This window comes from Salinicoccus sp. HZC-1 (genome assembly GCF_046736035.1).
Lineage (GTDB): Bacteria > Bacillota > Bacilli > Staphylococcales > Salinicoccaceae > Salinicoccus.
The window spans coordinates 1670939-1697800 of record NZ_CP177130.1 but is presented as its reverse complement, the minus strand read 5'-3'; the positions used below and the strand labels follow the sequence as shown (position 1 = coordinate 1697800).

General features: G+C 41.9%; 26 protein-coding genes and 1 riboswitch. Of the genes, 15 read left to right on the top strand and 11 right to left on the bottom strand.

The genetic code is table 11. The features are described from left to right. The first annotated feature begins 40 nt into the window (after window positions 1-40). Entirely contained in the window at window positions 41-1438 is a 1398-nt protein-coding gene (gene menE / locus ACKRAT_RS08525) for an o-succinylbenzoate--CoA ligase (protein ID WP_411842086.1), read from the top strand. 8 nt (window positions 1439-1446) lie between these two features. Here menE and yidD read toward each other — a convergent pair whose 3' ends face one another. After that, window positions 1447-1689: a membrane protein insertion efficiency factor YidD gene (yidD, locus tag ACKRAT_RS08520; protein ID WP_411844434.1), complete on the bottom strand. Its 243-nt coding sequence runs from the start codon at window positions 1687-1689 to the stop codon at window positions 1447-1449. Window positions 1690-1768: 79 nt separating this feature from the next. Here yidD and ACKRAT_RS08515 point away from each other — a divergent pair, with 79 nt between their 5' ends. Beyond that, complete coding sequence (locus tag ACKRAT_RS08515) at window positions 1769-2233, top strand: NUDIX domain-containing protein (protein ID WP_411842085.1); 465 nt, start codon at window positions 1769-1771, stop codon at window positions 2231-2233. Between the two features lie 35 nt (window positions 2234-2268). Here the strand turns inward: ACKRAT_RS08515 and pckA are convergent, their stop codons facing one another. Further along, window positions 2269-3849 carry a phosphoenolpyruvate carboxykinase (ATP) gene (pckA, locus tag ACKRAT_RS08510; RefSeq protein WP_411842084.1) on the bottom strand — a complete coding sequence of 527 codons (1581 nt, stop codon included), beginning with the start codon at window positions 3847-3849 and terminating at the stop codon, window positions 2269-2271. Window positions 3850-4446: 597 nt separating this feature from the next. Beyond that, window positions 4447-4552: riboswitch (SAM riboswitch) on the top strand. Between the two features lie 88 nt (window positions 4553-4640). Here pckA and metK point away from each other — a divergent pair. Further along, a complete protein-coding gene (gene metK / locus ACKRAT_RS08505; protein ID WP_411842083.1) occupies window positions 4641-5834 on the top strand; it encodes a methionine adenosyltransferase in 1194 nt (397 codons plus the stop codon). Window positions 5835-5881: 47 nt separating this feature from the next. On the opposite strand, the gene ACKRAT_RS08500 is transcribed toward metK, so the two are convergent. Together ACKRAT_RS08500 and ACKRAT_RS08495 are read right to left on the bottom strand one after the other, a co-directional pair. Next, window positions 5882-6064: a hypothetical protein gene (locus ACKRAT_RS08500; protein ID WP_411842082.1), complete on the bottom strand. Its 183-nt coding sequence runs from the start codon at window positions 6062-6064 to the stop codon at window positions 5882-5884. Window positions 6065-6252: 188 nt separating this feature from the next. Next, on the bottom strand, window positions 6253-6579 hold the full coding sequence (locus ACKRAT_RS08495) for a hypothetical protein (protein ID WP_411842081.1): 327 nt from the start codon (window positions 6577-6579) through the stop codon (window positions 6253-6255). 95 nt (window positions 6580-6674) lie between these two features. Between ACKRAT_RS08495 and ACKRAT_RS08490 the strand changes: the two genes are divergently transcribed. Continuing rightward, entirely contained in the window at window positions 6675-7583 is a 909-nt protein-coding gene (locus ACKRAT_RS08490) for an NERD domain-containing protein (RefSeq protein WP_411842080.1), read from the top strand. Window positions 7584-7677: 94 nt separating this feature from the next. Then, window positions 7678-9057 (top strand): NAD-dependent succinate-semialdehyde dehydrogenase, encoded by a 1380-nt coding sequence (locus ACKRAT_RS08485; RefSeq protein ID WP_411842079.1) that lies wholly within the window; start codon window positions 7678-7680, stop codon window positions 9055-9057. A gap of 46 nt (window positions 9058-9103) precedes the next feature. On the opposite strand, the gene ACKRAT_RS08480 is transcribed toward ACKRAT_RS08485, so the two are convergent. Both ACKRAT_RS08480 and ACKRAT_RS08475 read right to left on the bottom strand, forming a co-directional pair. Continuing rightward, window positions 9104-9463, bottom strand: a complete 360-nt coding sequence (locus tag ACKRAT_RS08480; protein WP_411842078.1) for a fluoride efflux transporter FluC — start codon at window positions 9461-9463, stop codon at window positions 9104-9106. Then, window positions 9464-9829, bottom strand: coding sequence for a fluoride efflux transporter FluC (locus ACKRAT_RS08475; protein WP_411842077.1), 366 nt, complete (start codon window positions 9827-9829; stop codon window positions 9464-9466). 110 nt (window positions 9830-9939) lie between these two features. Here ACKRAT_RS08475 and ACKRAT_RS08470 point away from each other — a divergent pair, with 110 nt between their 5' ends. Beyond that, on the top strand, window positions 9940-11349 hold the full coding sequence (locus ACKRAT_RS08470; RefSeq protein ID WP_411842076.1) for an FAD/NAD(P)-binding protein: 1410 nt from the start codon (window positions 9940-9942) through the stop codon (window positions 11347-11349). A 48-nt stretch (window positions 11350-11397) separates the two neighbouring features. On the opposite strand, the gene ACKRAT_RS08465 is transcribed toward ACKRAT_RS08470, so the two are convergent. Then, window positions 11398-12387: a proline dehydrogenase family protein gene (locus ACKRAT_RS08465; protein WP_411842075.1), complete on the bottom strand. Its 990-nt coding sequence runs from the start codon at window positions 12385-12387 to the stop codon at window positions 11398-11400. A gap of 74 nt (window positions 12388-12461) precedes the next feature. Then, complete coding sequence (locus ACKRAT_RS08460) at window positions 12462-12971, bottom strand: gamma carbonic anhydrase family protein (RefSeq protein WP_411842074.1); 510 nt, start codon at window positions 12969-12971, stop codon at window positions 12462-12464. 80 nt (window positions 12972-13051) lie between these two features. On the opposite strand from ACKRAT_RS08460, the gene ACKRAT_RS08455 reads away from it, so the two are divergent. After that, window positions 13052-13855 (top strand): alpha/beta hydrolase, encoded by an 804-nt coding sequence (locus ACKRAT_RS08455; RefSeq protein ID WP_411842073.1) that lies wholly within the window; start codon window positions 13052-13054, stop codon window positions 13853-13855. Window positions 13856-14294: 439 nt separating this feature from the next. Further along, complete coding sequence (locus tag ACKRAT_RS08450; RefSeq protein ID WP_411842072.1) at window positions 14295-14972, top strand: DUF421 domain-containing protein; 678 nt, start codon at window positions 14295-14297, stop codon at window positions 14970-14972. A gap of 195 nt (window positions 14973-15167) precedes the next feature. Here ACKRAT_RS08450 and ACKRAT_RS08445 read toward each other — a convergent pair whose 3' ends face one another. Together ACKRAT_RS08445 and ACKRAT_RS08440 are read right to left on the bottom strand one after the other, a co-directional pair. Continuing rightward, complete coding sequence (locus ACKRAT_RS08445) at window positions 15168-15728, bottom strand: class I SAM-dependent methyltransferase (protein WP_411842071.1); 561 nt, start codon at window positions 15726-15728, stop codon at window positions 15168-15170. After that, a complete protein-coding gene (locus ACKRAT_RS08440; protein WP_411842070.1) occupies window positions 15700-16674 on the bottom strand; it encodes a TIGR01212 family radical SAM protein in 975 nt (324 codons plus the stop codon). The genes ACKRAT_RS08445 and ACKRAT_RS08440 overlap by 29 nt, the downstream gene beginning before the upstream one ends. Before the next feature lie 135 nt (window positions 16675-16809). On the opposite strand from ACKRAT_RS08440, the gene ACKRAT_RS08435 reads away from it, so the two are divergent. The 4 genes from ACKRAT_RS08435 (at window position 16810) to leuS (ending at window position 22267) form a co-directional block, all read left to right on the top strand. Continuing rightward, the gene (locus tag ACKRAT_RS08435; protein ID WP_411842069.1) at window positions 16810-17535 is read left to right on the top strand and encodes an ABC transporter ATP-binding protein; all 726 of its coding nucleotides are present in this window, start codon (window positions 16810-16812) and stop codon (window positions 17533-17535) included. Between the two features lie 5 nt (window positions 17536-17540). After that, entirely contained in the window at window positions 17541-19097 is a 1557-nt protein-coding gene (locus tag ACKRAT_RS08430) for an ABC-2 transporter permease (protein WP_411842068.1), read from the top strand. Window positions 19098-19102: 5 nt separating this feature from the next. Beyond that, complete coding sequence (locus ACKRAT_RS08425) at window positions 19103-19576, top strand: methylated-DNA--[protein]-cysteine S-methyltransferase (RefSeq protein WP_411842067.1); 474 nt, start codon at window positions 19103-19105, stop codon at window positions 19574-19576. Between the two features lie 279 nt (window positions 19577-19855). After that, complete coding sequence (gene leuS / locus ACKRAT_RS08420) at window positions 19856-22267, top strand: leucine--tRNA ligase (RefSeq protein WP_411842066.1); 2412 nt, start codon at window positions 19856-19858, stop codon at window positions 22265-22267. Window positions 22268-22284: 17 nt separating this feature from the next. Here leuS and ACKRAT_RS08415 read toward each other — a convergent pair whose 3' ends face one another. After that, on the bottom strand, window positions 22285-23544 hold the full coding sequence (locus tag ACKRAT_RS08415) for an NAD(P)/FAD-dependent oxidoreductase (protein ID WP_411842065.1): 1260 nt from the start codon (window positions 23542-23544) through the stop codon (window positions 22285-22287). A gap of 79 nt (window positions 23545-23623) precedes the next feature. Between ACKRAT_RS08415 and ACKRAT_RS08410 the strand changes: the two genes are divergently transcribed. The 3 genes from ACKRAT_RS08410 (at window position 23624) to ACKRAT_RS08400 (ending at window position 26749) form a co-directional block, all read left to right on the top strand. Further along, entirely contained in the window at window positions 23624-25258 is a 1635-nt protein-coding gene (locus tag ACKRAT_RS08410) for an oligosaccharide flippase family protein (RefSeq protein ID WP_411842064.1), read from the top strand. After that, window positions 25259-25948, top strand: coding sequence for a pseudouridine synthase (locus ACKRAT_RS08405; RefSeq protein ID WP_411842063.1), 690 nt, complete (start codon window positions 25259-25261; stop codon window positions 25946-25948). It abuts the gene before it with no gap. 78 nt (window positions 25949-26026) lie between these two features. Further along, window positions 26027-26749, top strand: a complete 723-nt coding sequence (locus ACKRAT_RS08400; protein ID WP_411842062.1) for a hypothetical protein — start codon at window positions 26027-26029, stop codon at window positions 26747-26749. Window positions 26750-26862 lie beyond the last annotated feature (113 nt).

The window sequence follows — 26862 nt, the reverse complement described above, 5'->3', positions numbered from 1 at the left end:
CGCCCATCTGAGGATGGGCTTTTTTAATGAGGTGTGTTAAATGGATTATAGATGGCTAGAGTCGCAGGCTGAACAACAGCCGGATAAACCGGCGATAATATTTAATGGTGTAGTCATTACTTTTGAGGAACTTTATGAAAAAGCGCAGATTGCATCGGAAAAATTAAATACTCTGTCGAGAAAGCGGATCGGATTGTTTGTGGGCAATACGCCCGAGGCGATCATACTGATTCATGCAGCTATTCTGGCAGACATCGAAATCGTTATGATCAATCTGAGATTGACGGCTGTTGAAATTGATAAACAGCTAATAGATGTGAATGTGGATACTATCGTGACGACCAAACCGTTTTCTATGGAAAATTACACTGTTGTTAATTTTTACGGGTTACTCGATGTGAACAGCACTCCCCTTGAGAATAGAACTAAATCCGGGGATGACACCCTCTCCATCATGTTTACTTCAGGAACAACAGGACGTGCCAAAGCGGTAAAGCAGAGTTATAACAACCACTATGAATCCGCGCTGGGATGTGAAAACCGTTTTAATTATACGGCAGGCAGTGTATGGATGAATGTCAATCCAATCCATCATATCTCGGGTTTTTCAATTTTAATGCGTTCAATAATCCGCGGCTGCACGATGGTTCTGATTGAAAAATTTGAGCCGCAGAATGTGTGGGATGAAATTGAAAAATGTAATGTGACCCATGTAAGCATGGTTCCGGTCATGCTTGAGAGAATGATGAAAGTTGATAAGCCACACCATCTGGAAGGTATTCTGCTGGGCGGTGCAGGCGTAACCATGGATATTTTAAATCGGGCACTGGAAAAAGGGCTGCCTGTCTATAATTCATTCGGCATGACAGAAACCTGTTCGCAAATAGTGACGATCGGACCTGATGATCCGAAAATTTTAAACGGCACAGTCGGGCGGCCGCTTAATAACGTATCCATTAAAATTGATGAAAATAATGAAGGTGAGCTTCTGGTAAGAGGACCGGCAGTGACCGGCGGCTATTTAAATGCTGATATTTCCCTGGATGAGGGTTACTTCAGAACGGGTGATATGGGGTATATCGACGATGAAGGATATTTATATATACTGGATAGAAGAAAAGATTTAATAATAAGCGGCGGGGAGAATATATACCCGAAAGAAATAGAAGATGCAGCCGTTGGACATGAATCGGTTAGAAGAGCAGTGGTCATTAAGAGGAAAGATTCTGAGTGGGGGGAAGTTCCGGTGCTCATGCTTGAAATGGAGGATGGATTTGAACTGGATGAAACCGCAATGGTGGAGCAGCTTGAAAAGCAGCTGGCCAGATATAAACTGCCTAAAGAAATCCATGAAACCGATGAAGTGATCATGACTGCGACAGGCAAAGTGTCCAGAGTGAAAAATCAGGAAGTGTATGAAACAACAAAAAAGCAGTAGTATGTAATCTACTGCTTTTTATCTGTATAATTTTCAGGATTTAGAGGCACAGGGTCATATCCTCCCGGATGGAAGGGATGACATTTCAATATTCTTTTAACCGTCAGATAAGTTCCTTTAATGGCACCATGTTCCTGAAGTGCTTCTATGCCATAGTTGGAACACGTTGGATTAAAACGGCAGCTCGGCGGAAACATCGGGGAGATGAACTTCTGATAGAAACGGAATAAAGAGACGAGCGCAGCCCGCATAATAATCACCAGACATTCTTTTTTAGTATCTTAATGATAAAGGGTAAAAGACATTAAGGCAAATATTGGAGTTGATAAAATGCTCGAATTCGAAGATTTTGGTGGCAGGAAAGTAACATTGGAATTTGAAGAGAATGAATCAGCCAGACATGTACTTGTGATTTGTAAATTCAATGATCAGTATTTAATGACCAATCACAAAATACGGGGTGTGGAATTTACAGGAGGGAAAGTTGAGCCAGACGAGACAAGGGAGGGTGCAGTGCACCGGGAAGTTTTTGAAGAGACAGGTGCGAGTATCGCAGATCTTAAATACGTCGGATATTACACTGTTCATGCCGAAGAGCCGTTCAGTAAAGCGGTGTATTATGCCGATGTAGAAGACATTTTCTTTAAATGTGATTATTTGGAGACACTGGGTCCTGTACTTTATCCGTCAATTGAAGCGGTACCGGAAGAAGAACGCAGCATTCTGCTGGAAGATGACTGTATCAGATATTTGTATGATATGAGTGTCAACGATACATTTTTTAATAAAAAATAAAGCAGCCGATTAGGCTGCTTTTTGTATAAGCTGATTTATAGTGAGAAGCCGCCATTTTCAGCGATTTTTTCAGAACCTTCTCCGAATTTTTTAAAGTTCTCAATGAATGACTCCTTCAAACTTTGTGCTTTTTCATCATAGGCGTCAGAGGATTCCCAAGTATTTTTCGGATTTAAAATTTCGTTTGGCACACCGGGAACGGAAACGGGTATGCTCAGACCAAATGTAGAGTCTTGCTCGAAAGTATTAAGCGCCAGTTCACCGCTGATTGCACGTCTGACCATTGAACGGGTATAAGCCAGGTCCATACGTTTCCCTACACCGTATTCTCCACCGGACCAGCCAGTGTTTACAAGGTATACATCTACTTCATGCTTATCAATCAAGTCACCGAGCATGTTCGCATAAGTCGTTGCATGCAGAGGCAGGAACGGCGATCCGAAACACGTCGAGAAGACCGGCTGCGGAGATGTTATTCCTCTTTCTGTTCCAGCGAGTTTCGAAGTGAACCCACTCAGGAAGTGGTACATCGCCTGTGATTTAGTCAATTTTGAAATTGGAGGCAGTACTCCAAACGCATCTGCTGTCAGGAAGATGATTGTATTTGGATGACCTGCAACCGAAGGGATAAGTGCATTATCAATATGATCCAGCGGATATGCTGCACGTGTATTTTCCGTCAATTCCCCGTTGTCATAATCCGGCTTGCCCGTCTCGTCGATAACGACATTTTCCAGTACAGATCCAAAGCGTATAGCCTGGAAAATTTCCGGTTCTTTTTCAGCAGAAAGGCTGATTGTTTTTGCATAACAGCCGCCTTCGATATTGAACACACCGTCTTCATTCCATCCGTGCTCATCATCACCGATCAATTCTCTTTGCGGGTCAGCAGACAGTGTCGTTTTTCCAGTACCGGACAAACCGAAGAACAATGCGACATCTTTATTCTCACCGACGTTGGCAGAGCAATGCATGCTCATAACGCCCTGCTCGGGTAGCAGATAGTTCATGATGGAGAATATTGATTTTTTCATCTCGCCTGCATATTCAGTGCCACCGATAAGAATGATGCCTTTTTCAAGGGAAACAATGATAAATGCTTCTGATTCCGTACCATCCACTGCAGGGTCTGCTTTGAAAGTAGGGGCGGAAACAATCGTGAACTGTGGATCGATTTCAAGCGCTTCCTCTTTAGTTTCGGGACGGATGAACATCGTACGGGCAAACATATTATGCCAGCTGTACTCATTGACAACCTTCAGATTAAGTCGTGTTTTTTCATCAGCTCCGGCATAGCCGCTGAATACAAACACCTCATCTTTTTCTTCAAGATAGTTGACCACTTTTTCATATAAATTGTCGAAAATTTCCTGAGAGATTGGCTGGTTGACTTCTCCCCAGTCCACCTTCTCTCTGGATACATCATCTTCAACAATGAAGCGGTCTTTAGGACTTCTGCCCGTATACTTGCCGGTTTCTGCACTGAGTGCTCCAGTTTCCGTCAGCTTCCCTTCATCTCTTCTGAGGGAATTTTCTACAAGTTGTGGAACAGAAAGTTGAATTTGTGCCGTTTCTTTTGAAATAAGGTTTTGAATCAATTCGGTATGATTTACCATATGTATGCCTCCCGTTTGTATGTAATAAGTGATGTGTATGACCCTTTCACGAAATAGTATAACACATTATAAAATGATGTGACATATTAAATCAAATAATAGTACCTTGAATTCCATTCTAACTCTATCCAGCCATTTATAGTAGTAAATTGGCAAAGTTTTCTTCTTAAAATTATGTATAGCTACTTAATTCAGATATCATGCAATAAATGTAAATAGATTGAAAAAGAGATTATTTACATAAAAAAATTTACAGGCAGGGGTACTGACATTGGCACTTATTTTAGGCGCTTGTTCTGGAGAAGTTGAGGAAACAAACCAGGAAGATAATGAAGAAGTAAAAAGCCTTGAGGAAGAAGCACTTCATTAAAAGAACAGTATAAAGAGATGAATATACCCATACCGCTATTTATCAATTAAATAATATTTAACGCACTTTAATTTTAAAAAAAGTACCACTTCATATGAAACTTAACGTTCAATTACTCAATGGTGAAAAGCAGTTGATATAAGATTTAAATAGCACTATAGCTGTCATTTAAAATAATATTACCTTGAATTGCAATCCATGTTCTAGTATATTATATGTTAAGTTATCTCTTATCAAGAGCCGGTGGAGGGAACATACCCTATGAAGCCCAGCAACCTCTTTTCTAAAAAGAAAGGTGCTAAAGGATGCAGAAGTTATTCTGATCGATAAGGGGAAGAGCGAAGCCTTTTCCTGTCTTATGGAAAAGGCTTTATTATTTTTAGTAAGAGATAGCTAATAACTAATTAAAGGAGTTTTATAAATGGCAGAGCGCAGGCTTTTTACTTCTGAATCTGTAACGGAGGGCCATCCCGATAAGATTGCCGACCAAATATCAGATGCAATTTTAGATGAACTGTTAAAAGGGGATGCATATGCCAGGGTTGCCTGTGAAACAGTAGTAAACACGGGCATGGCTATGATTGTAGGAGAAATCAGTACGGAAACTTATGTTGATATTCCTAAAATAGTGAGGGAAACAGTTAAAGATATCGGCTATACTGATGCAAAATACGGCTATGATTATAAAACCATGTCAGTATTGACAGGGATAGATGAGCAATCACAGGACATTGCCCAAGGGGTAAACAATGCCGTTGAAACTAGAGAAACTGAAGTAATATCCACAGGCGCAGGGGATCAGGGCCTCATGTTTGGATTTGCATGTAATGAGACAGAGGATCTCATGCCATTGCCGATCGCTCTTGCACACAAACTCTCCAGACGGCTGACTGAAGTGAGAAAAGAAAATATTCTGGATTACTTAAGACCGGACGGTAAAACACAGGTGACTGTGGAGTATGATGAAAATAATAAGGTGAAAAGGGTGGATACGATTGTAGTTTCTACTCAGCATCATGATGATATTTCTGTAGAACGCATTCATAAGGATATTCTTAGTTACGTCGTCGAAGCAGTCGTGCCTGAAGAATTATTGGATGAAGACACTAAATATATCATCAATCCGACAGGACGATTTGTAATCGGCGGTCCCCAGGGAGATGCGGGTCTGACGGGCAGGAAAATCATTGTTGATACTTATGGTGGCTACGCCAGACATGGCGGTGGGGCATTCAGCGGTAAAGACCCAACGAAAGTGGACCGTTCAGCGGCATACGCTGCAAGGTACATCGCCAAGAACATAGTGGCTGCGAAACTGGCGGATAAATGTGAAATCCAGCTTGCCTATGCAATCGGAGTAAGCGAACCGGTATCTATTTCGGTAGATACATTTGGAACTTCCGAATACTCAGAAGAAGATATTGTAAGGGCAATCCGCAAAATATTCAATCTATCACCGGATGGTATTATTGAAATGCTTGATTTGAGAAGACCTATTTATCAAAACACTGCCAGTTATGGTCATTTTGGCAGATCGGATGAAGACTTCCCATGGGAAGCAACCGACAAAGTGGATCCTTTAAAAACAGAACTTAAAAAAGTGGAAGTAAATTAGTAAAGGCCCCGGAGAAACCGGGGCCTTTACTAATAGTCAGAATCATATTACTCGTCGGAAGAATCTTCTTCCATGTCGGAATCTTCAGTTGTCTGTTCTTCCATCGTTGAATCTTCTTCTGTTGTTGTTGCTTCTTCAGTGGATTCCTCTTCTGAACCGCCACCGCCGCATGCGCCTAAAACTAGTACTGAAGCGAGTCCGCCTGCCATAAGGTACTTTCTCAGTTCCATAGTAATAATCCTCCTAGTTTTCTGCTGTTTTGGCTGAATGTATTTAATGATGGGTAAGACTTGCTAGCTCTCTCTGTCTATCTAACAAGTTATTTAGCTAGTACCCATTCAAAACGTGATAAAACATATAAAAGAGAAGGGTGAATAAGTAAATAAAATAACCTGTTTTCTTTATGAATTCATTATTTTCAAGGCTGCATCCTTGACCATTTTTGCTTGATTTTCCATAATTGATTTATCATTTCATTCTCAAATGAATAATTTTCCTCATCGTAATTCTCAAGTGTCGATTTATTGGGGTAAATGCTGAAGCTCTCTACCATAATGGTATTTAAATGTTTTTCCAATTGTGCCTTACTGTTTATCAGAGGGAACTCATCATATAAAGACAGGGCTTCGAACATGTACTCATCAGCCTGTGAACTTTTGGAGTAAATGATGGATACTGGATCAGAATTGACTAATACTTCATTTATTAAGGGCGGAAAATACTTATAATTTATAAAAAATTGCATGTTTACCTCACTTATATATTAATAATTTTGCTATAATGGACAAAGCCTCAATACAGGCATGAAATCATTATTTGAAAGGAATTGAAAACCCGACTATGAATACTGAAATTTTCACAAATCCATTCTTTATCGCTGTTGCTGCAGTTTTACTTATTGTTGCAGTGGCTTTTCTGATCTATTTCTTTAAAAATAGAAATAAAGTCAATGCGCTTACTGAAGAGTATAGCAAGGAGAAGGACGGATTGATAGAAAAATATGAATCCACTAAGGAAGAAGAGCGCCTCAGTCACAAAAAAGAGGTTTCCACATTAAATGAAAAATATTATAATGATACGACTCTACTGAACAACAAACTTTCCAGCCTGCGTCAGTTCACAGTGGATAAAGGGGAGTATTTAACAGACCTCTCCCTTCTTCAGCTTAAAGAACGTCTTGTAAGGGATGAGAAGATCAGAGAAACAGATATGTACATTCTTTCCAACGTATATCTGCCTTCAAGGAATTATACGAATACCCGTAAAATTGACCATCTTGTATTAACAAGGACTGGTATTTATATGATTGATTCCAAATATTGGGGCGGCCATATCCTTCATGGTGTGAATGAGAATAACTTTGAAGACCTTCCATATGTAGAATCTTTCTTTGATCTGCTGGATTTGGACAAATCTAAGGAACAGACCCTCATATTCGAAAAGTCCGATGACAAAAATGTTTCTGTAAATCACTACAACCATACGATAGAAGAAACGAAAATTTCTGCGGAAAAACTTAAAAATATATTGAAGCTGCAATATGAAGTAGTACCAATGATTTACTTTAATCCCGTAGATAATGGAAATTACTCCATTACCAACTATTCCGAAGACCCATCCATCAAAGTGCTGGTTGGCGAAGAAGAACTGGAAAGCTTCTTCCTGAAATATGTTTTCCACGGAAGATTCCAGTATACGGTTAAAGAACTGGATGAGATTGCCGAAGAGATCTTCAGCTTGAATCCATAATAAACTTATTCTTTGTCTTGATGCGTCAAAAGTCCTATACTTTTTATAGGGCTTTTTTTATTGCGAATTTATATATTTCTAAGGAGGAAAAAAAATGTCTGAAGAAATAACGGTAACGAATCCAGCAACCGGAGAAGAAATAAAAAGCATCAAAAAAGATTCAAGAGAAGATATTGAAGCGAAGATCAATACGGCACATGAAACTTTTAAAAAGTATAAAAAGAAAAATGCGCATGACAGAAGTGCACTTTTAAATGAATGGGCAAAACGCATCAGAGAAAATAAAGATGAAATCGCAGAGCTGATTACAAAAGAGAATGGTAAACCGATTGCCGAGTCTGTGGGCGAAGTTGAATATGCATGCAGTTATATCGACTATTATGCCGAAGAAGGGAAACGGGCTTATGGACGTACGATTCCGCCTCATGAAGATGATGTGCGACTTGTAGTGACCAAGCAGCCCATCGGTGTGGTGGCAGCAATTACACCGTGGAACTTCCCTGTAGCAATGATGGCAAGAAAAGCAGCACCGGCAGTAGCTGCCGGCTGCACCTTCCTGGTCAAACCGGCCCGCGAAACGCCATTGTCAGCAATGAGATTCCTGGATCTGGCAAAAGAAGCCGGATTTGAAGAAGGGGTCATCCAGTATGTGAACGCATCGGGTAAAGATGCTGGAGAAGTATTTTCAAAATCGGATAAAGTGATGAAGCTGACATTTACAGGTTCGACAGCCGTCGGTAAGACACTGATGGAAGGTGCGGCGTCCACAGTTAAAAATATTACGATGGAGCTCGGCGGACATGCACCGCTCATCGTTAATAAAGATGCCGACCTGGAAACATCAGTAGATCACGCCATTGCGACGAAGTTCAGAAATTCAGGACAGACTTGCGTATGTGCGAACAGATTTTATGTTCACGAAGATATTGCTGAAGAATTCAGCGAAAGATTCACTGATAAGGTGAAATCACTCAAAGTGGGCAATGGAATGGATGAAGATGTTAAGGTCGGCCCGATGATTAATAAAGAGGGCTATGACAAAGTGATGGAGCACATCGAAGATGCAAAAGAAAAAGGCGGCGTTATTACTACAGGCGGCAGCGGTGATCATTCTAAAGGATTCTTTATTGAACCGACTGTCATCACCGGTGCTACAGATGAAATGATCATCATGAATGAGGAAACATTCGGCCCGGTCGCACCGATACAGACGTTCAGCGATCTTGACGAAGCGATCGAAAAAGCGAATGACACGGAATATGGTCTTGCAGCCTACTTCTTTACTGAAAGCTACCGTGATGGTATTAAACTGCAGGAAGGGCTGAATTTCGGAGTGCTTGGGTGGAACAATGGAAAACCAAGTGCTGCACACATCCCGTTCGGCGGACTCAAAGAAAGCGGAATCGGCCGTGAAGGCGGACCGGAAGGCATAGAACCATATTTGGAAACAAAAATCACTTCAATGAAAATATAATGAAAAATAAGCATCTTCTCTCTGAATTCAGGGGAAGATGCTTTTTTTATACAATGGCATCGCCGATCAGCAGGCCCAGCGCCAGGGCAGTCAGACCCGAAACCAATGTGATGAAAGTATATTTGAATAGATCACCGTATCTTTTTTCACGGAGCAGGAGAAGCTGGTCCAGACTAAATGCAGAGTATGTCGTGAATCCACCTAAAAAGCCGGCGATTAAACCGGTGTAGAGCAAACTTCCGGGAAATAGCAGAGGGATGAAGATTCCCATTAGAAAAGAACCGGTCAAATTCACCGTGAATGTACCGTATGGCAGTTTGAAACGGTTAAATATCTTACAGTCAATAATGACCGCCCGAAGGACCGCGCCGAATGCGGCGCTGATTGAAATTATCAGCATTATCATCTAGAGCTCGCCTCCAGACAATTTCCAGCCCAGTGATGCGAGGGTGAGACCGCCGAATAGGTTGAGGGCAAGATAAGTAACAAACAGTACATAATCTCCAAAGATCAAAAGCATAAATTGTTCATATGATAACATTGAAAAGGTGGTAAAAGTGCCTAAGAGGCCAGTGATTAAAAAGTCTTTCTTATGACTCCTATCCATACTTATCCGATACAAGATAAAACCTGCTGAAAAAGCGCCGATCATGTTCACCAGAAAAGTGCCGGTGAAAAACGGAAGCCCGGCAGAAGATGAAACAAATGAAATAGAGAGTCTGATCATTGCGCCGATCATTGCCCCGGCTGCTATGTATAAATATCTTTTCAATAAATGTCCTCCGCCCATTAAAAGTATGTTATTATGCAAAGCTATGAAATCTATATATAATAGTATCATAAGGATGCAACGGAAGAGAGTGTGAGAGCGTGCAGGAAAATGTGAAAATCGCAATTATCGGAGGCGGTGTGACCGGGACCTCCATACTAGAACATATCGTCTCCGATGACAGATATACAGAATCCATAGAAGTAGATTTATATGATACAGAAGAATTGGCGGGCAAAGGGCCGGCCTACCGTGCTGACAGTAAACACCTGATCATCAATATCCCTTCAGGACAAATGTCGCTATCAGATGAAGATAATGGTTTTATTGAATGGCTGAAATCCAAAAATTATCCTGTTGCCGAGTATGCGAGCCGGAGCATTTTCGGTGAGTACAGCAGAGAAAAATTGGAAGCATCAGTTAAGAAACATGAAAACAGCAATCTGATATTTCATGAAGTGAAGGATGTTAAGTTCGATTCTGATACAGCACGGTTTACACTTACATCGGATTACGGGAGCAAAGATTATAATTATGTATTCCTGACTATCGGGATGTTGAAGTACAGTGATCCTTACAACTTGGAAGGGACACCAGGGTATATCCAGGATCCGTATCCGATAGAAGAGACGCTGGATAGTTTGAACGGGGTCACCGGCATTATCGGGACTGGTTTATCGGCGATTGACTGCATTCGCTATTTGCTTCTGGAAAATAAGAAGGAAAAGGTCTATGTATTTTCAAGGAGCGGGGAAATGCCTTCAGTAAGAGGGGAATATGCTGATATTAAATTGAAACATTTTACTAAAGAAACACTGCAATCATTAATCACCAACGATGAAATTCCACTCACGGCCCTTAAACAGCTGTTTTTTAAAGAAATGGAAGCGAACGCTGTCGATTATTCTCTGTTGAAAAGAAGAACAGGAAATACGGTGGAAGATTTAATATATGATATAAGGAATACTGAGAAAGTAGGGCGCCTGCATTATTTAATTATGGCGTTAAATCCTGTATTCAGCGAAATTTTCCAATATTTATCCAGAGCGGATAAACAAAAGTTCATGGATGAATATCATCCGATAATCGATGAGAATCATTCACCGATGCCGAAGGAAGCAGCATCAAAACTGATAGAATGGATTGAAGCCGGAAAGCTGGTCATTGTAGATGATATGGAGGATGTAGAGAAGGGGGAGGACTTCTTAATCAGGACAAGTGATGGTGAATCATATAGAATGGACGCGCTTATAAATGCAACAGGACCGGTCAAAAGTATTTCCAGGGACCTGAGTGGCTTAACGGGCGTATTGCGTAATCATCTTTTGATTGGGGAGAATGAGTTCGGCGGAATTATGGTCGATCGAAACCGCAATGTGATAAGCCCCAACATCGGGACAATAAAAGGGATGTTCGCCCTGGGAATGTTGACGACGGGAGCCGATTATATGGCCAATTCTGTGTGGTTATTGGTAAGGAATGCCAAGAAATTATCCGACCAGCTTTATAGCCAGTTGAATTAAAAATATGCCGGGGATTCCCCGGCATATTTTCTTACATATCAGTAATTTCTATTTACGACTGAATAATTTGTAGACCGCGATTCCTGCAAGCACTGCACCGGAACCAATTGCCGTTGTTTTGAAAACAGGGTCTTTAGTAATTGACTTGATAACAAGGTTCATGTTTTGAGGTCTTTCAGCAAGCCTTCTCATGAAGTATGCATACCACTGATTGCCAAATGGAATATAAACGCAGACGTTATAACCGCGGTCCACCAATTCCGTTTGAAGTTCCTTCCTGAATCCGTACAGCATCTGGAATTCAAATCTGTCATTCGGAATGCCCTGTTCATTAATGAAATCGATTGTATCATTGATGATATTATGGTCATGTGTTGCTATCGAAGTGAACCCGTGACCTTCTGTCAGATGTATTCGGATGAGTTGCTCGTATGCAGCGTCAATATCATCTTTACTTTGAAGTGCAATTTGTGGAGATTCTTTGTAGGCACCTTTGACCAGTCTGATTCTATTATCCTTATACTTATAAACATTTTCTGGTGAGTTGAATAAATAAGACTGCAGAACTGTGCCTACATTGTCGTATTCTTCCATCATCATATCAACGATGTGCACCGTTTTGTCGTGCGATGAATAATTCTCCATGTCGATATTGACGAACATATTGACTGCTTTGGCTGCATCAAGGATTTCCCTGACGTTCGCAACACAGAAATCATAATCGATATTCAGACCGATCTGAGTGAGCTTAATAGAAGCGGATGCATCGACACCATGATCATCGATGGCCTGAATCATGTTGAGAATATTATTCTTCTCATTGATTGCATCCGATTTTTCAGTAATGAATTCTCCTAAATTATCAAACGTCACACTCATTCCCTGGCCGTTGATATCTTTAAATCTTTCAATCGTTTCGTCGATTGTAATGCCTCCGACCACTTTGTTGGTCCCAAATTTAAGTCCTACTTTTTTACTTGCGTCGTTCAGCATCTGGTTTTCTGAAAGCGCAATGAAAATATCTCTTAATAATGCCATGGTCACCCTCCTCTGTCTTAGTTACCCCATAATATTGTACTCTGAAACATAAATTTTTGACAGGTGAATAATTACTAATTTTCAGGTTTATAGTGCGGAATATGATTGACATATGTTTCATTGATACGTTTCATTTCCTCAAAATCATCATCCGTCAGATTACGAACAACTTTTGCCGGTCTGCCAAAAGCCATGGTATTTGGCGGGATTTCTGTGCCTGGCGTCACCAGACTGCCGGCACCAATAAAAGCGTTCTCACCAATTACAGCACCATCAAGTATAGTGGAATCCATGCCGATCAGTGCTTTCTTTCTGATGGTACAGCTGTGAAGTGTCACCTTATGCCCGATTGTGACATTATCTTCTATAACGAGAGGGATTCCCGGTGTTTCATGCAGAATGGACAAATCCTGTATATTGGAGTTATTACCAATGCGGATAGGGGCGATATCCCCCCGCAATACTGTACCGAACCATACAGAGGCATTTTCTCCAAGTTCCACATCTCCGATTACTGTTGCATTTGGCGCTATAAAAGCGCTTTCATGAATTTCTGGTCTTATACCCTTATAATTGATTAGCATTTCCAATGTCCTTTCTTTAATCTGATTGTTATAATAAGTTTATCATAATGATCGAAAAAATTTACGTAAGGAGCTTTGCAATGTGGAAATGGGAAACGGACAGGCAGCCAAAAGGAGTTATGGTCGTCATTCATGACATGATGGAACACCATGAATACTATACGGATTTGATTTCTCGGCTGAGAAGCTCAGGTTATCATTGTATTACAGGAGATCTGCCCGGGCATGGTCAGACGACACGGGTAAATAAGGGACACATTTCTGATTTCTCACAATATACGGACAGAATTGATGAGTGGTATAAAGTGGCGCAGGAATATGGATTGCCAACATTTATAATGGGTCAGGGACTGGGCGGCCTGATTGCGATTGAATCATTGAGACAGAATAATTTACAGATTGATGGCATCGTCCTGTTAAACCCGTTGTTATCATTCAAGCAATCATTTATGAATAGGAAAAACACATTAAAAACCAGTGTAAGAACATCAAGCGATGCAGCCAGATTCAATCCGGGAATCAAGATGAAATATTTTACGGAAGACAAGCAATTTTTAGAGCAGTATGAAAATGACGAGTTGGTTGTCAGGAAAGTCAGCTATCACTGGTACCGTACTGTAATCAATCAGATGAAGACAACGACAGAGCACCTTGATGAGTTCCCTGATGTACCGGTACTTGCATTGCTCAGTAAAAGTAATGAAATCGTTGACCCATTCTTATCAGCAAAATATATTAAACGGATTAATTCCAGAGAGATTAGTGTGCATATGCTGGAACACGGGGAGCATAGTATATTCCAAAGGGATGATATAGAAGTGCCTTATTATCAATTGGAAGCTTTCTTAAATACACAATTGTTCAAAATAGGACTGCTGATATGAAAAATATGAGATGACAATGGTTTTTCAAAGTATACCGGGATAAGAAATACACATGATTTGCACGTATGGAATATAACCAGTGGCCAAAACGTCTTGATGGAATAAGTAGTAGCTGGAGAAGGTATCTCTTCCTTGTTGCATGGTTTGTGTACAAGATGTTTAAGATGTAAATGAGCCAGGCTGCATCAACTGGGACAATCCGGCCCGATACATTCGAACTTCCTTAATATTTTGTAAATGGTGTGATTACTGACCTATACTGGAGTTAGACAGTGTTGTCTCATATCAAATGAAGCGGAGTCACTCATCATGACGCCTGCTCTTTTGCACTTTTCCTCGCTTATGAACTTAATATAAAAGGAAATAAAGAAGTAATAAATTCCAACCTATTTTCTTGCTTCATTTAAAGGTGAATACAGAATAGAAAAGTAGAACAAAGATGTTTCCGATTGATGTCATTACCGTCAAGTTAGTATTGGGTGTCATTGGTTTGCTGATTGTTACGCGGCTCTTGGGAAAAAAAGAAATGTCAAAGATCACTCCCTTTGACTTTGCTTATTCTCTTATATTGGGAGAGATCATCGGCCAGACAGTGTTTGATAGAGAAGTGAGCTGGATTGCAGTACTTTATGCATTGGCGCTCTGGGGATTGCTCATTTACTTGATTGAAGTTCTCGCCGTGAAGGTAGATTGGATGAGGAAGCCGTTAAAAGGAAACCCTTCTATACTGGTTTATCAAGGGAATGTCCGTTTAAAAGGGCTGAAGAAAAATAAATTGGAAATCGAACAACTGTTACAAATGCTTAGAAAAAATGGTGTCTTTTCATTGAGAGAGGTTAATTTAGTTGTCTTTGAAAATGATGGAACAGTTAGTATTATCCGGAATCGTGAGTATGAGAAAAGTAGTCCACGACTGCCACACGTCATTATAAAAGAGGGGGAAATCCAAAAGAAATCTCTGGAATTTTTAGGTTATGATCAGGAGTGGGTCCAAAAGCAATTAAACCGGCATGGAAATCAAAAATCAGAAGAAATTCTCTATGCTGATTGGATTGAAGGAGACGGGTTGTTTGTTCAAGAGTATGGGGAGATCAGAGCTCCTGAAATCGTGCTTTAAATTCCTAAGTAATCATAAATTCATCTTGGGAAATATTCAGCTGGCATATGGCTGATTAACGTAAGGGAAGGAACTTTGTAAAGAGTTCCTTCCCTTACGTTATTAATTGATTCATCCAGATCATCAGCATAGGAATATTAAGTAAAAAAATATCAGTGAATATAAAGAGAGACAGAGAAAAACTCTGATTCATTTTCATTTGCTGTTCTTTTCAATACATAAAATATATGGCGCATCATTTCGCTGGTTTATATATCGATACTCCAGAATCTGTGCCTCTTTCTGCGGCCATTCGGCTAAAAATTCAGTGAGTGCTTCTTTTTCAACTTTGCCTTCAGGGTGCCCATGATATACGACGATAATGATACGGCCGCCGGGAGCCAGTGCAGAAAAAATCTTTTCAACCGCAGAAATCGTTGTCTGGTATTCCGTCGTAATCGATTTATCTCCTTTAGGCAGGTAACCCAGATTGAACATGGCGGCCTTAATGGCTGAGCCGCTCTCTAAATGTTCGTCGATATTCGCATGCGAGCCTAAAATGAATTCTATATTGCTGTATGATTCGCAAAACTCTTTTGCATTTTCGATTGCCTGGGCCTGTATATCGAAACTGAGTACACGGCCGTCAGACCCTGTGAGTCCGGCAAGGAATTTTGTGTCATGTCCGTTGCCGCATGTCGCATCTATAAGTAAATCACCCGGCTGGACAATATCTTTCGCCAAAGTTTTAGCGTATGGAAGCACGCGTTCCAACATTTGAATCCTCCTTATATTTTGCACCCTGGAATGTCTCTCTCTGTTTCAGTGTGTCATCGATGCCATTCAGAACACTCCATTTATTTGTGCTCCACATTGGTCCGATGAGCTGGTCGATGGGTCCGTCACCGGTAATTCTATGAATGATCATTTCGGGCGGCAGAATTTCAAGCTGATCAACAATTAAGTCTGTATACTCTTCCTGGGATAAGAAAGAAAGCATGCCTTTCTCATACTGTTTGATCATCGGTGTACCTTTCAGTAAATGAAGCAGGTGAATTTTAATCCCCTGTACATCCATGCGGGCGACTGTTTCCGCTGTTTCCATCATCATGTCATAATCTTCTCCGGGCAGACCGTTGATGATGTGACTGCATATATTGATGTTATGTTTTCTCAGTTTGGCAACACCCTCCATGTAGCAGTCCAGATTGTGCGCCCTGTTAATCAATTTTGATGTTTCTTCATGTGCCGTCTGCAAACCAAGCTCCACCCATAAGTAAGTCCGTTCGTTCAATTCTGACAAATATTCAACAACATCATCCGGCAGGCAATCGGGACGTGTGCCGATGGATAGTCCGACGACACCTTCAATTTCAAGAGCAGCTTCGAACTTTTCCTTTAGGACATCCAGTGGGGCATGCGTATTTGTAAATGATTGAAAATATGCGATATACCGCCCATTTTTCCACTTTTGACTTTGCATTTTAGATCTTATATTTTCAAATTGGACAGGAATCGGGTCGACCCGGTTTCCTGCAAAGTCGCCACTGCCTGCCACTGAACAAAATGTGCAGCCTCCGTAGGCGACAGTGCCGTCCCTGTTCGGGCAGTCGAAACCTGCATCCAATGCGACTTTGAATATTTTCTCATTAAATTTATTTTTAAGATGATAGTTCCATGTATGGTATCTTTTATCATCAAAGCTGTATTTAAATTTTTCCATAGCAATTCACCGACCGTTTCCTATGTGGGATTGTACCATAAAGGTTGTACATTGAGTATAAAAGGTATACCATTTTTTTGTAAGAGGCAGCATACATAATGATAGGAACTAACAGAGATGAAAGGAACTACATAAATGATTAAATCGAATGGTTTAACGAAGACTTTTGGTTCGAAACTGGCTGTGAATCGATTGGATTTCACAGTCGGGAAAGGGGAGTTATTCGCGTTTTTAGGCCCGAATGGTTCCGGTAAATCAACAACGATCAGAATGCTGATGGGACTGTTGGAGCCTACAGAAGGTTCTGTGGAAATACTGGGGGAAGAAATGCGGCTTGATAAGACAGAGCTGAAAAGAAGAATCAGTTTTGTTCCGGATACGCCGGATATCATCGGAAAACTTTCAGGCCGGGAATATTTAAACTTTGTGGCAAGTGTTTATGGAATGTCCCAGGATATATATGAAAAGGAGCTGGCATTCTTTTTGGATCTATTTGACCTCGAGGGCAAACTGGACACACTGGTGGAAAATTATTCTCACGGCATGCGGCAAAAGCTGGTGATAATCGGCGCTTTGATGCATCACCCGGATATTATATTTTTAGACGAGCCCACTGTCGGTCTCGATCCCAAAAGTAACAGGAACTTGAAAAATTACCTGAGAGAATATGTGGCTGACGGGCATACTGTATTTTTGACGACCCATACCTTGAGCCTCGCAGAGGAAATTGCAGATAGAATATTGATTATCTATAACGGTGTCGCGAAAGATACAGGGACACTGGAAGAATTGAGGGCACTTGTCGGTAAACCGGACGCGAGCCTTGAAGATGTTTTCCTCGAATTGACGGAGGAGGGCTGAAGGCAATGATTAAATCAATTTTAAAAATGGAACAGCGTTCCATGATCAACTATATGAGAGCATTCAGTGATTCCAAGAAAGTGCTCTATGGTTTATTGATTGCGGCGATTGCTTTGTTCCTGTTGCCGAGTGTCGTCTCGATGCTGTCATTCATCATATTCAGTCTTACAGATGAAAATACAGGCGGCTTTATATTATTGGTCTCTATTGTGGCAGTCGTTATTTTGGCGCTGCTTGCGGTTAATTCAATTATTAAGGAAATGTTCATGGACCGGAATATTCAACTTTATCTCACCTTTCCGGTTTCACCCGCTGCATTATTCACGGCAAAATTTTTAAAGCAATGGCTTATAAATGTCGTCCTGGTCATGCTGCCTTTGGGTCTGGTGACAGGTATCACGTTTTCTATAAAAGAAAGTAATTGGCTTTTGACAGTGACCCATTTCGTTTATTTCCTGCTGCTCAGCATCATCGTTATGTCGGTTGCTTATGGACTTGTATTCGGAGTCACTAAAATCCTGCCTGCCAATAAAGTGAGTGAAGTGCTTGCATTTCTAGGCGGTATTTCATTCCTCCTTGTATATGGAGTGCTGCTCATTGGAAGTTCCTCCATCGGAGATATACTTGATTTTATGCCGGAGCTTGCATTTCTATACAGCGGTTTTCTATATAACTTCAGTTTAGGGGCGGGCGTCATGGGCATTACAGTTTCGCTGCTGATGGCTGCGGCCCTGTTCATTGCTTTAAGGTCTTTTGTTGTGATGGCATTCAGATCGGGATGGATCGGAGAGAATGCTGCAAGGAAGGAAAAACGCAATGCGGAAACCGCTACATCCTCAGCGGTAAAAATGCTTATACTTAAAGATCTGCGATTAACAGTGCGTGATTTTAAGGAATGGACGATACTTCTGCCGCAGTATCTGCTGCCTGGGGTGATGGTTTTTATCATATACTCCAACCCTATGATGGAAACGGGAATGGAGGGCAATATGTATAATGCCCAGATGATTGCGGTATCCATATCCGGTACAGTTCTTATCTCTTTATACGTAGGCGCATATAATACAGCACGCGACGCTGCACACTTTGATTTTCTGAAGACCCTGCCCATAAAAGCGAAAGAGCTGGTCAGGGCAAAATATTTATATAATATTTTAACGATAACGCCCGTTTATATAATAGCCGCTCTGTTTGTCTGGCTGCTTCTCCCTGTTGATATGGACACTTTTGTATATTCTGCTCTGCTCATCATTCTCATATCCCTGGCAATTATTCCTGTCGGCATGTTTGCCGGAAGCACCCAGCCGGTAGTGAGCAGTAAAAATCCAACCAGAAGATTGGACACAATAAGCAATGTGATCCTTTCAGCCGTCATGGTTGTGCTGGTATTAATGATCAGCCCGATTTCATTATTGTTTACAAGCGGTACGGGGGATCTTAATTATTCTTTGTTAAATATTATATTGGCTGTGCTGCTGGTTGCAGCCTGCTTGTCTTTTTTACTCTTAAAGGAAACGAAGAAACGATATGATAAAGGATTTAACATCACATACAAGGACTGATTCTGATGATTAATGAATATTTTATGGAGAGCCCTGTCGGGTACTTGAAAATCACTGAATCCGGAGATGCCATCATCGGGCTGGATTATGTAAGTGAAGAAGATGTCGCGTATAATGACATTCCAAATGATACAGTCGAGCAATGTATCGCTGAACTGGATGAGTATTTTGCGGGTAAGAGATCACATTTTGATGTGCCAATCAACCTGGCGCACAAAGGGACGTCTTTTCAGCAAAAGGTCTGGCACAGGCTGTATGAGATTCCATTTGGAGAAACGATCAGTTATAAGACACTGGCCATAGATTGCGGCGGCCCGAACTATTCCCGTGCCGTGGCGAATGCGAACGGCAAAAATCCGATTTCCATCATTGTGCCCTGCCACAGGGTAATTGCACACGATGGAAGCCTTGGCGGGTATACAGGCGGGCTGGATAAGAAAGAAGCATTGCTTGGCATTGAAAGGAAGCGGACACTGTAAATCGTTTCATAACCCGAAATATACACCTTGCTAATTTTTAAAATGTATCTTATATTTATAAGTATCGGAAGTAGTAGCATGCATTTCATTTTGAAGAGAGTTGGGAATGGTGGAAGCCAACAATAGATGCATGTGAACTCGTCTGATTTTAATATAATCTCATAAAAATTAAGCTGCACTTTAAAGTGAATGCGGGTGGTACCGCGGTCGTATAGATATATGATCGTCCCATGTCTTATTAAGGCATGGGATTTTTTATATAAACAGGGAGGAATTTTAATGAGCTTCAATCACAAAGAGATTGAGAAAAAATGGCAGCACCATTGGGAAACGGACAAGACTTTCAAAACAGAAGATGAACTGGGTAAAAAGAAATTTTATGCATTGGACATGTTTCCCTATCCATCCGGCGCAGGGTTGCACGTTGGTCACCCGGAAGGATATACAGCTACAGATATCATTTCCCGCATGAAACGCATGCAGGGCTATAATGTACTGCATCCTATGGGTTGGGATGCATTCGGTTTGCCTGCAGAGCAGTATGCAATTGATACTGGCAATGACATTACAGAATTCAACCAGATGAATATCAATAATTTCCGCCGTCAGATTAAAGAACTGGGCTTCAGTTACGACTGGGACCGTGAAGTGAATACAACGGATCCGGAATATTATAAATGGACACAATGGATTTTTATTCAGCTGTACAACAAAGGGCTGGCCTATGTCGATGAAGTGCCGGTGAACTGGTGTGAGGCACTCGGCACCGTACTTGCGAACGAAGAAGTAATCGACGGGCTGTCCGAGCGTGGCGGCCATCCGGTAGTAAGAAAACCGATGCGACAATGGATTTTAAAAATCACTGAATATGCAGACCGCCTGCTTGAAGACCTTGATGATCTGGACTGGCCGGAATCACTTAAAGATATGCAGCGCAACTGGATCGGCAAATCAGAGGGCGCGAATATAAAATTTGAAATCGATGGCCATGATGAATCATTCAATGTATTTACCACTAGACCGGATACAGTTTTTGGTGCTACCTATGCAGTGCTTTCACCGGAGCATGCTCTCATTGAACAGATCACTGCTGATGGCTACAAAGACAGTGTTAAAGACTATCAGGAGAGAGCAGCACGGAAAAGTGACCTGGAGCGTACTGACTTAGCAAAAGTGAAAACAGGTACATTCACAGGCGCCTACGCAATCAATCCATTTACCAATGAAAAGATTCCTGTCTGGATTGCAGACTATGTACTCGCTTCATATGGAACAGGGGCAATCATGGCAGTTCCCGCCCATGATGAGCGCGACTATGAATTCGCCAAAACTTTCGATCTGCCGATTGTCGAAGTCGTTGAAGGCGGCAATATTGACGTCGAAGCGTACACAGGAGAGGGCAAACATGTTAACTCCGGTGAATTGAATGGTCTGGATAAAGATGCCGCCATCGAAAAAGCGATAGAAATCCTTGAAGAAAAAGACCTCGGGGAAAAAGAGACGACATACAAACTGCGCGACTGGCTGTTCTCCCGTCAGCGTTACTGGGGTGAACCGATTCCAGTGATCCACTGGGAAGACGGTACAATGAGTACAGTGGATGAGTCAGAGCTTCCTTTGATGCTTCCTGTAATGGATGAAATCAAACCTTCAGGCACAGGGGAATCTCCGCTTGCCAATAATGAAGAATGGATTACTGTGACACGTGAAGACGGCGTAAAAGGGCGCCGTGAAACGAACACAATGCCGCAATGGGCAGGCAGCTGCTGGTATTATCTGAGATACATCGATCCGCATAATACAAAAGAGCTGGCTTCACAGGAGAAACTTGAACACTGGCTGCCGGTCGATCTTTATATCGGCGGGGCAGAGCACGCTGTACTTCACCTGCTGTATGCAAGATTTTGGCATAAAGTGCTTTATGATATCGGAGCAGTGCATACTAAAGAACCGTTCCAGAAATTATATAACCAGGGCATGATTCTTGGTGAAGGTAATGAAAAAATGAGTAAGTCCAAAGGGAACGTCATCAACCCGGATGACATTGTCTACTCTCATGGTGCGGATACACTCAGATTATATGAAATGTTCATGGGACCGCTTGATGCCTCCATCGCCTGGAGTGAAAAGGGGCTTGATGGCGCCCGCCGTTTCCTCGACAGGGTATGGAGATTGCTCGTTGACGAAAATGGATCAATCAAAGAGTCCGTCGTTGAAGAAGAAACACCGGCTCTGGATAAGGTCTATCACGAAACGATTAAGAAAGTCACTGATGATTATGAAACGCTCGGTTTCAACACAGCGATATCCCAGCTTATGGTATTCATCAATGAGTGCTACAAGCAGGAAAAAATAAGCAGAGACTACATCGAAGGGTTCATCAAAATGCTTTCTCCTGTAGCGCCTCACCTTACTGAAGAACTGTGGGAGAAACTCGGGAATGCTGAAACAATAACGTATGCGGCATGGCCGGAATTCGATGAATCGAAAATTGTGGAAGAAGAAGTCGAAATCGTTATACAGGTGAATGGTAAAGTGAAGGAGAAAATGAATGTACCCGCGGATGCAGGGAAAGATGATCTTGAACGCATCGCGATTGAATCCAACAAAGTACAGGAAGCCATCCATGATAAGACAATCAGAAAAGTCATTGTTGTACCAGGAAAATTGGTAAATATCGTAGCCAATTAAAAAAACGGCCGGATAACTTAAGTTATCCGGCCGTTTGCGTTGTTTCCGGCAACATATCCGGTCACGAGGGCGCTTGTAATATTGTATCCGCCGGTATATCCATGGATATCGAGAACTTCTCCTGCGAAGTAAAGTCCTTCAACCAGACGGCTTTCCATAGTTTGCGGCGTAATTTCCTTAAGGTTGACACCGCCGCCGGTAACAAAGGCCTTTTCGATGGACTGCGTGCCGTGGACTGTAAAAACGAAACCTTTCAGAAAATCGAGGATGGCTTCAAAATCATCTGATTTCAAATGGTGTCCGTTGGCCGTCCCGTCGATATTCAAGTGTTTGAGGATGAATACGACGAGCCGTTCCTGCAGATGCATTTTCAATATATTTTTGATGGATCTGTCTTTATGGTCTGAAATCTCTTTTTCAAAAATGTTCTTCAGTTCTCCGCGGCTCAAATCAGGATAAAAATCGAGCGACATTTTAATTTCCTTTTTCTTTTGGGACTTTTGTTCCTGATAGATGAATTGGCTGCAGCGAAGAACAGCCGGCCCACTGATTCCAAAGTGTGTAAATATCATGTCCATCTGATGGGTGATGCGCGGCTTTCCATTTTTCTTCAGTACAGACAGAGCCACATCATCCAGACTCAGGCCTTTCAAATCACCTGCCTGGATGAATGGCTCGTTGGAAAGGATGGGCACTTCCGTAGGGAACAAGTCAGTGATCGAATGGCCCAGGGACTTGGCGAATGCATGCCCGTCTCCTGTAGAACCGGTATGCGGAACACTCTTTCCGCCGGTTGTAATGATTACACTGTCAGAGTGTATCACTTTGCCGTCCGTCAATTTCACTCCGGTGATTTTACCATCATCCGCAAGAATTTCTTCCACTACGGTGTTATAGCGTATTTCCACATTATTATTTTCTAAGGCATCTGTAAAAACTTTTAAGACATCTTTTGATTTGTCAGATACAGGGAACATCCTGCCGTGGTCCTCTTCTTTAAGCGGGACGCCGTTCTGTTCTACAAAGCGGATAATGCTCTCATTGTCGAAAGTGCTGAAAGGGCCGTAAAGGAACTTGCCATTCCCCGGTATGTGGCTGATGATTTCTTCATATGGGAGCCTGTTTGTTACGTTGCATCGCCCGCCACCGGATATTAAAAGTTTGCGGCCCGGGCTTTTATTCTTCTCTATGAGCAATACATTCTGGTTATTTTGTGACGCGGCAAATGCTGCCATCAGCCCGCTGACACCGCCGCCGACAACTATGGTATGATACATTGGATTTTCTCCTTTTTGTTTGAAACTTAGGTGCTTTCGATTATAATGAATATTATTCTAAATGTAAGAGGGATGTTAAATGTCTGATTCAAATAAATTAGTGAGGGGCACGTTTCTGCTGACGATTGCCACCGTCATCACTAAAGTGCTTGGTATGCTTTATCTTATACCATTCTACAGTATCATGGGCGGAGAGGAAAACCTCGCTTTGTACGGTTACGCATACACGCCGTACACCATCATGCTCTCCATCGCAGCAGCGGGTGTGCCCGGTGCGGTTTCCAAGTATGTGGCTAAATATAATGCGCTCGGGGCCTACGCCACGAGCCGGAAATTATATCGGTCCAGTCTGATTGTAATGTTATCTTCCGGTTTTATCGCATTCATCGCGTTGTATTTTGCAGCACCTTTTATCGCTGAATTACAGATGCTTGCAGCAGGGGACGGTGACCATAGGTGGAGCACAGAAGACATTACACGCATCATCCGTATTGTTGGTGTAGCAGTAATCATCGTGCCGTTCATGGCGACATGGCGCGGTATTTTCCAGGGCTTTGAGTCTTTTGGACCAACAAGTGTTTCTTCCGTAATCGAGCAGATATTGAGGATCGCATTCCTGCTTGGGGGCTCATTCATTGTTATTTACATGCTGGGCGGCACGGTCCAGACAGCAAACGAAATCGCTGTATTTGCAGCATTTATAGGCGGCCTCGGTTCAATGGCGACACTCTGGTATTTCTGGAGGAAGAGAAAGCCCCATATCCAAAAAATGATTGATACTGATACGACGGATTATGATTTTTCCTACAAAGAAATGTATTCTGAAATTGTCCGCTACGGCATACCGTTCATCATAGTGGGAATCAGTATCCCGCTCACAATGTTCATTGACCAGCTGACTCATAATAACGGACTGGCAATGGGCGGAGTACCGGAATCATACCACGATGCATGGTTCGGAATGCTGAACCTGACAACGCATAAACTCGTCATGATTCCAACCGCATTTGCTTCTGCATTTGCAATTACAATTTTACCGTTCATTACAAAAAACTTCCATAAAGGCAAACTGGATGATGTACACCATCAAATTAAAATGATGGTATTGATGCTTTTATTCTTTGCAGTGCCTGCAGCTCTTGGAATGATGATTTTATCCGCACCGCTCTACACATCATTCTACAGCTATAATGAAATGGGGATAAAAATTCTGTTGTTCTATGCACCAGTCAGTGTGATTATTTCATTATTCTCTGTAACATGTTCAATTGTCCAGGGGATTGATAAACAGAATCTGACTTTATATGTCGTGTTAATTATGCTGGCGATAAAAGCGGCCATCAATATTCCGCTCATCATCCAGTTCCAGACAGTCGGCGCAGTGATGGGGACGGGGATTGCACTCACTATCGGGGTTTTGATTAATTTCTATATCATTAAAAAGTACGGCAAGTTCCAATTCAGATCATTAGTCAGGCCATTGGCTGAAATCGGACTTTACAGTCTGGTGATGCTGCTTGTCGTTGAAATTATTTATTATGCATTTATTTTAAACCTTGAAATTGAGCAAAAATTAAACTCCGTCATCGTACTTGCCGTTGCTGTACCTGTCGGAGGACTGGTGTATCTTTTCATATCATTCCGCACCGGACTTGCAGACGAAATTCTCGGGGCAAGAGCGGACAAAATAAGAAAGAAATTGAAGGTGCTCTAAATGAGACTGGATAAGTATCTTTCAAATGCAGGGGAAGGCAGCCGCAAAGATGTAAAGTCGATTATGAAGAAAGGTAGAGTGACGGTCGGCCAAAAGGTGATAAAAGATCCGAAATTCGAAGTTGACGGCAGTGAAGAGATTAGATTGGATGATAAAAAAGTTGTTTTGGAAAATGGCATCTATATTATGCTGAACAAGCCGAAAGGTGTAATCTCTTCGACTGAAGAAGGTCCGACGCGCACTGTCATCGATCTGATCGATCATCCCCAGAGTAAGGACCTATTTCCGGTGGGTAGGCTTGACAAGGATACAACGGGTCTTTTATTCATTACTGACGACGGCAAACTGGCCCATGAACTGCTCAGTCCGAGAAACCGGATTGATAAAACATATATCGCTGATTTAAAGGATGATGTTTCTGAATCTGATATCAGCATGCTGGAGCAGGGCATTCCATTAAAGGACTTTACTACAGCCTCTGCCGTTGCAGTGAAAATATCCAGCCGCAAAGTGAAGCTCACGATTACTGAGGGTAAATTCCATCAGGTTAAAAGAATGTTCCAGTATCTGGGGAATGAAGTGGTTGATTTGGAACGGATTGAATTTGCTTCCCTCGGGCTTGATGATGGTCTGCGGAGAGGGGAATACCGCAGGCTGACCGAAAGTGAAATCGATATATTAAAAAAATAAGTTTAAGGCACATGTGAACGGGTAAATATCTATCAGACATTATCTACAAACTAAATACTAAACAAGAGGTGTTTTAACATGGCTAGAAAAACAGGAGCATTATTAAAAGTTGCGGCGATGCTTGGTGTCGCAGTTGCAGCAAAACAATTGTCGAAGAAAGAAAACCGCGATGTTGTAATGAACGAATATAACAAAGTGAAGGAAGACCCTAAAGGCTATGCCCAGAATGTACAGGAAAAATTCAATCAGCAGACGGGTGAATACCAGGAAAAAGCCAGGCAGGAAGTAGATAAGGTGAAGCAGGATCCGAAAGGTTATGCCCAGAACATTCAGTCAAAAGCCAAGCAGGAAGTGGATAAGGCAAAAGAGGATCCAAAAGGATACGCCCAGGAAGCCCAGCAGAAGGCGAAATCTAAAATGAACTCTGAAGACGAAGGCTCTTCTGAAGAGAAAGATTCTTCCGAAGCTGCCAATGATTACAATCAGCCGAAAAATGACAACAGTAAAATTTCACCGACGCAGGGCGCAAGCAGCGTAGCCAATCCGGATGGACATTATACCAAACCGGATAGAATGGATGCTGAAGGCCAGCTGACAACTGAAGAAATGAATAACGAATGGATTTCCGAAGGCGGCATCCACCAGGATGAAGAGCTTCAGGATGCAGTAACGCACGGCGACCTTAACAAAGATAAGCCTGGGAATGCAGAAGTCATCGATGACGAAGGGAAGAAGAACCCAAACCACAATATTCATGTAGTTACAGATGATGATTCCGATAAAAACAATAATAAAAAATAACTGATGTAATACAACAAGGAAACAGCGCCCGGATTTTGCTGTTTCCTTGTTTTTCTTTGCGTTTTTCTATATCATGGAAAAATAAGATTATGATACATAGAGCACTGGGGGAA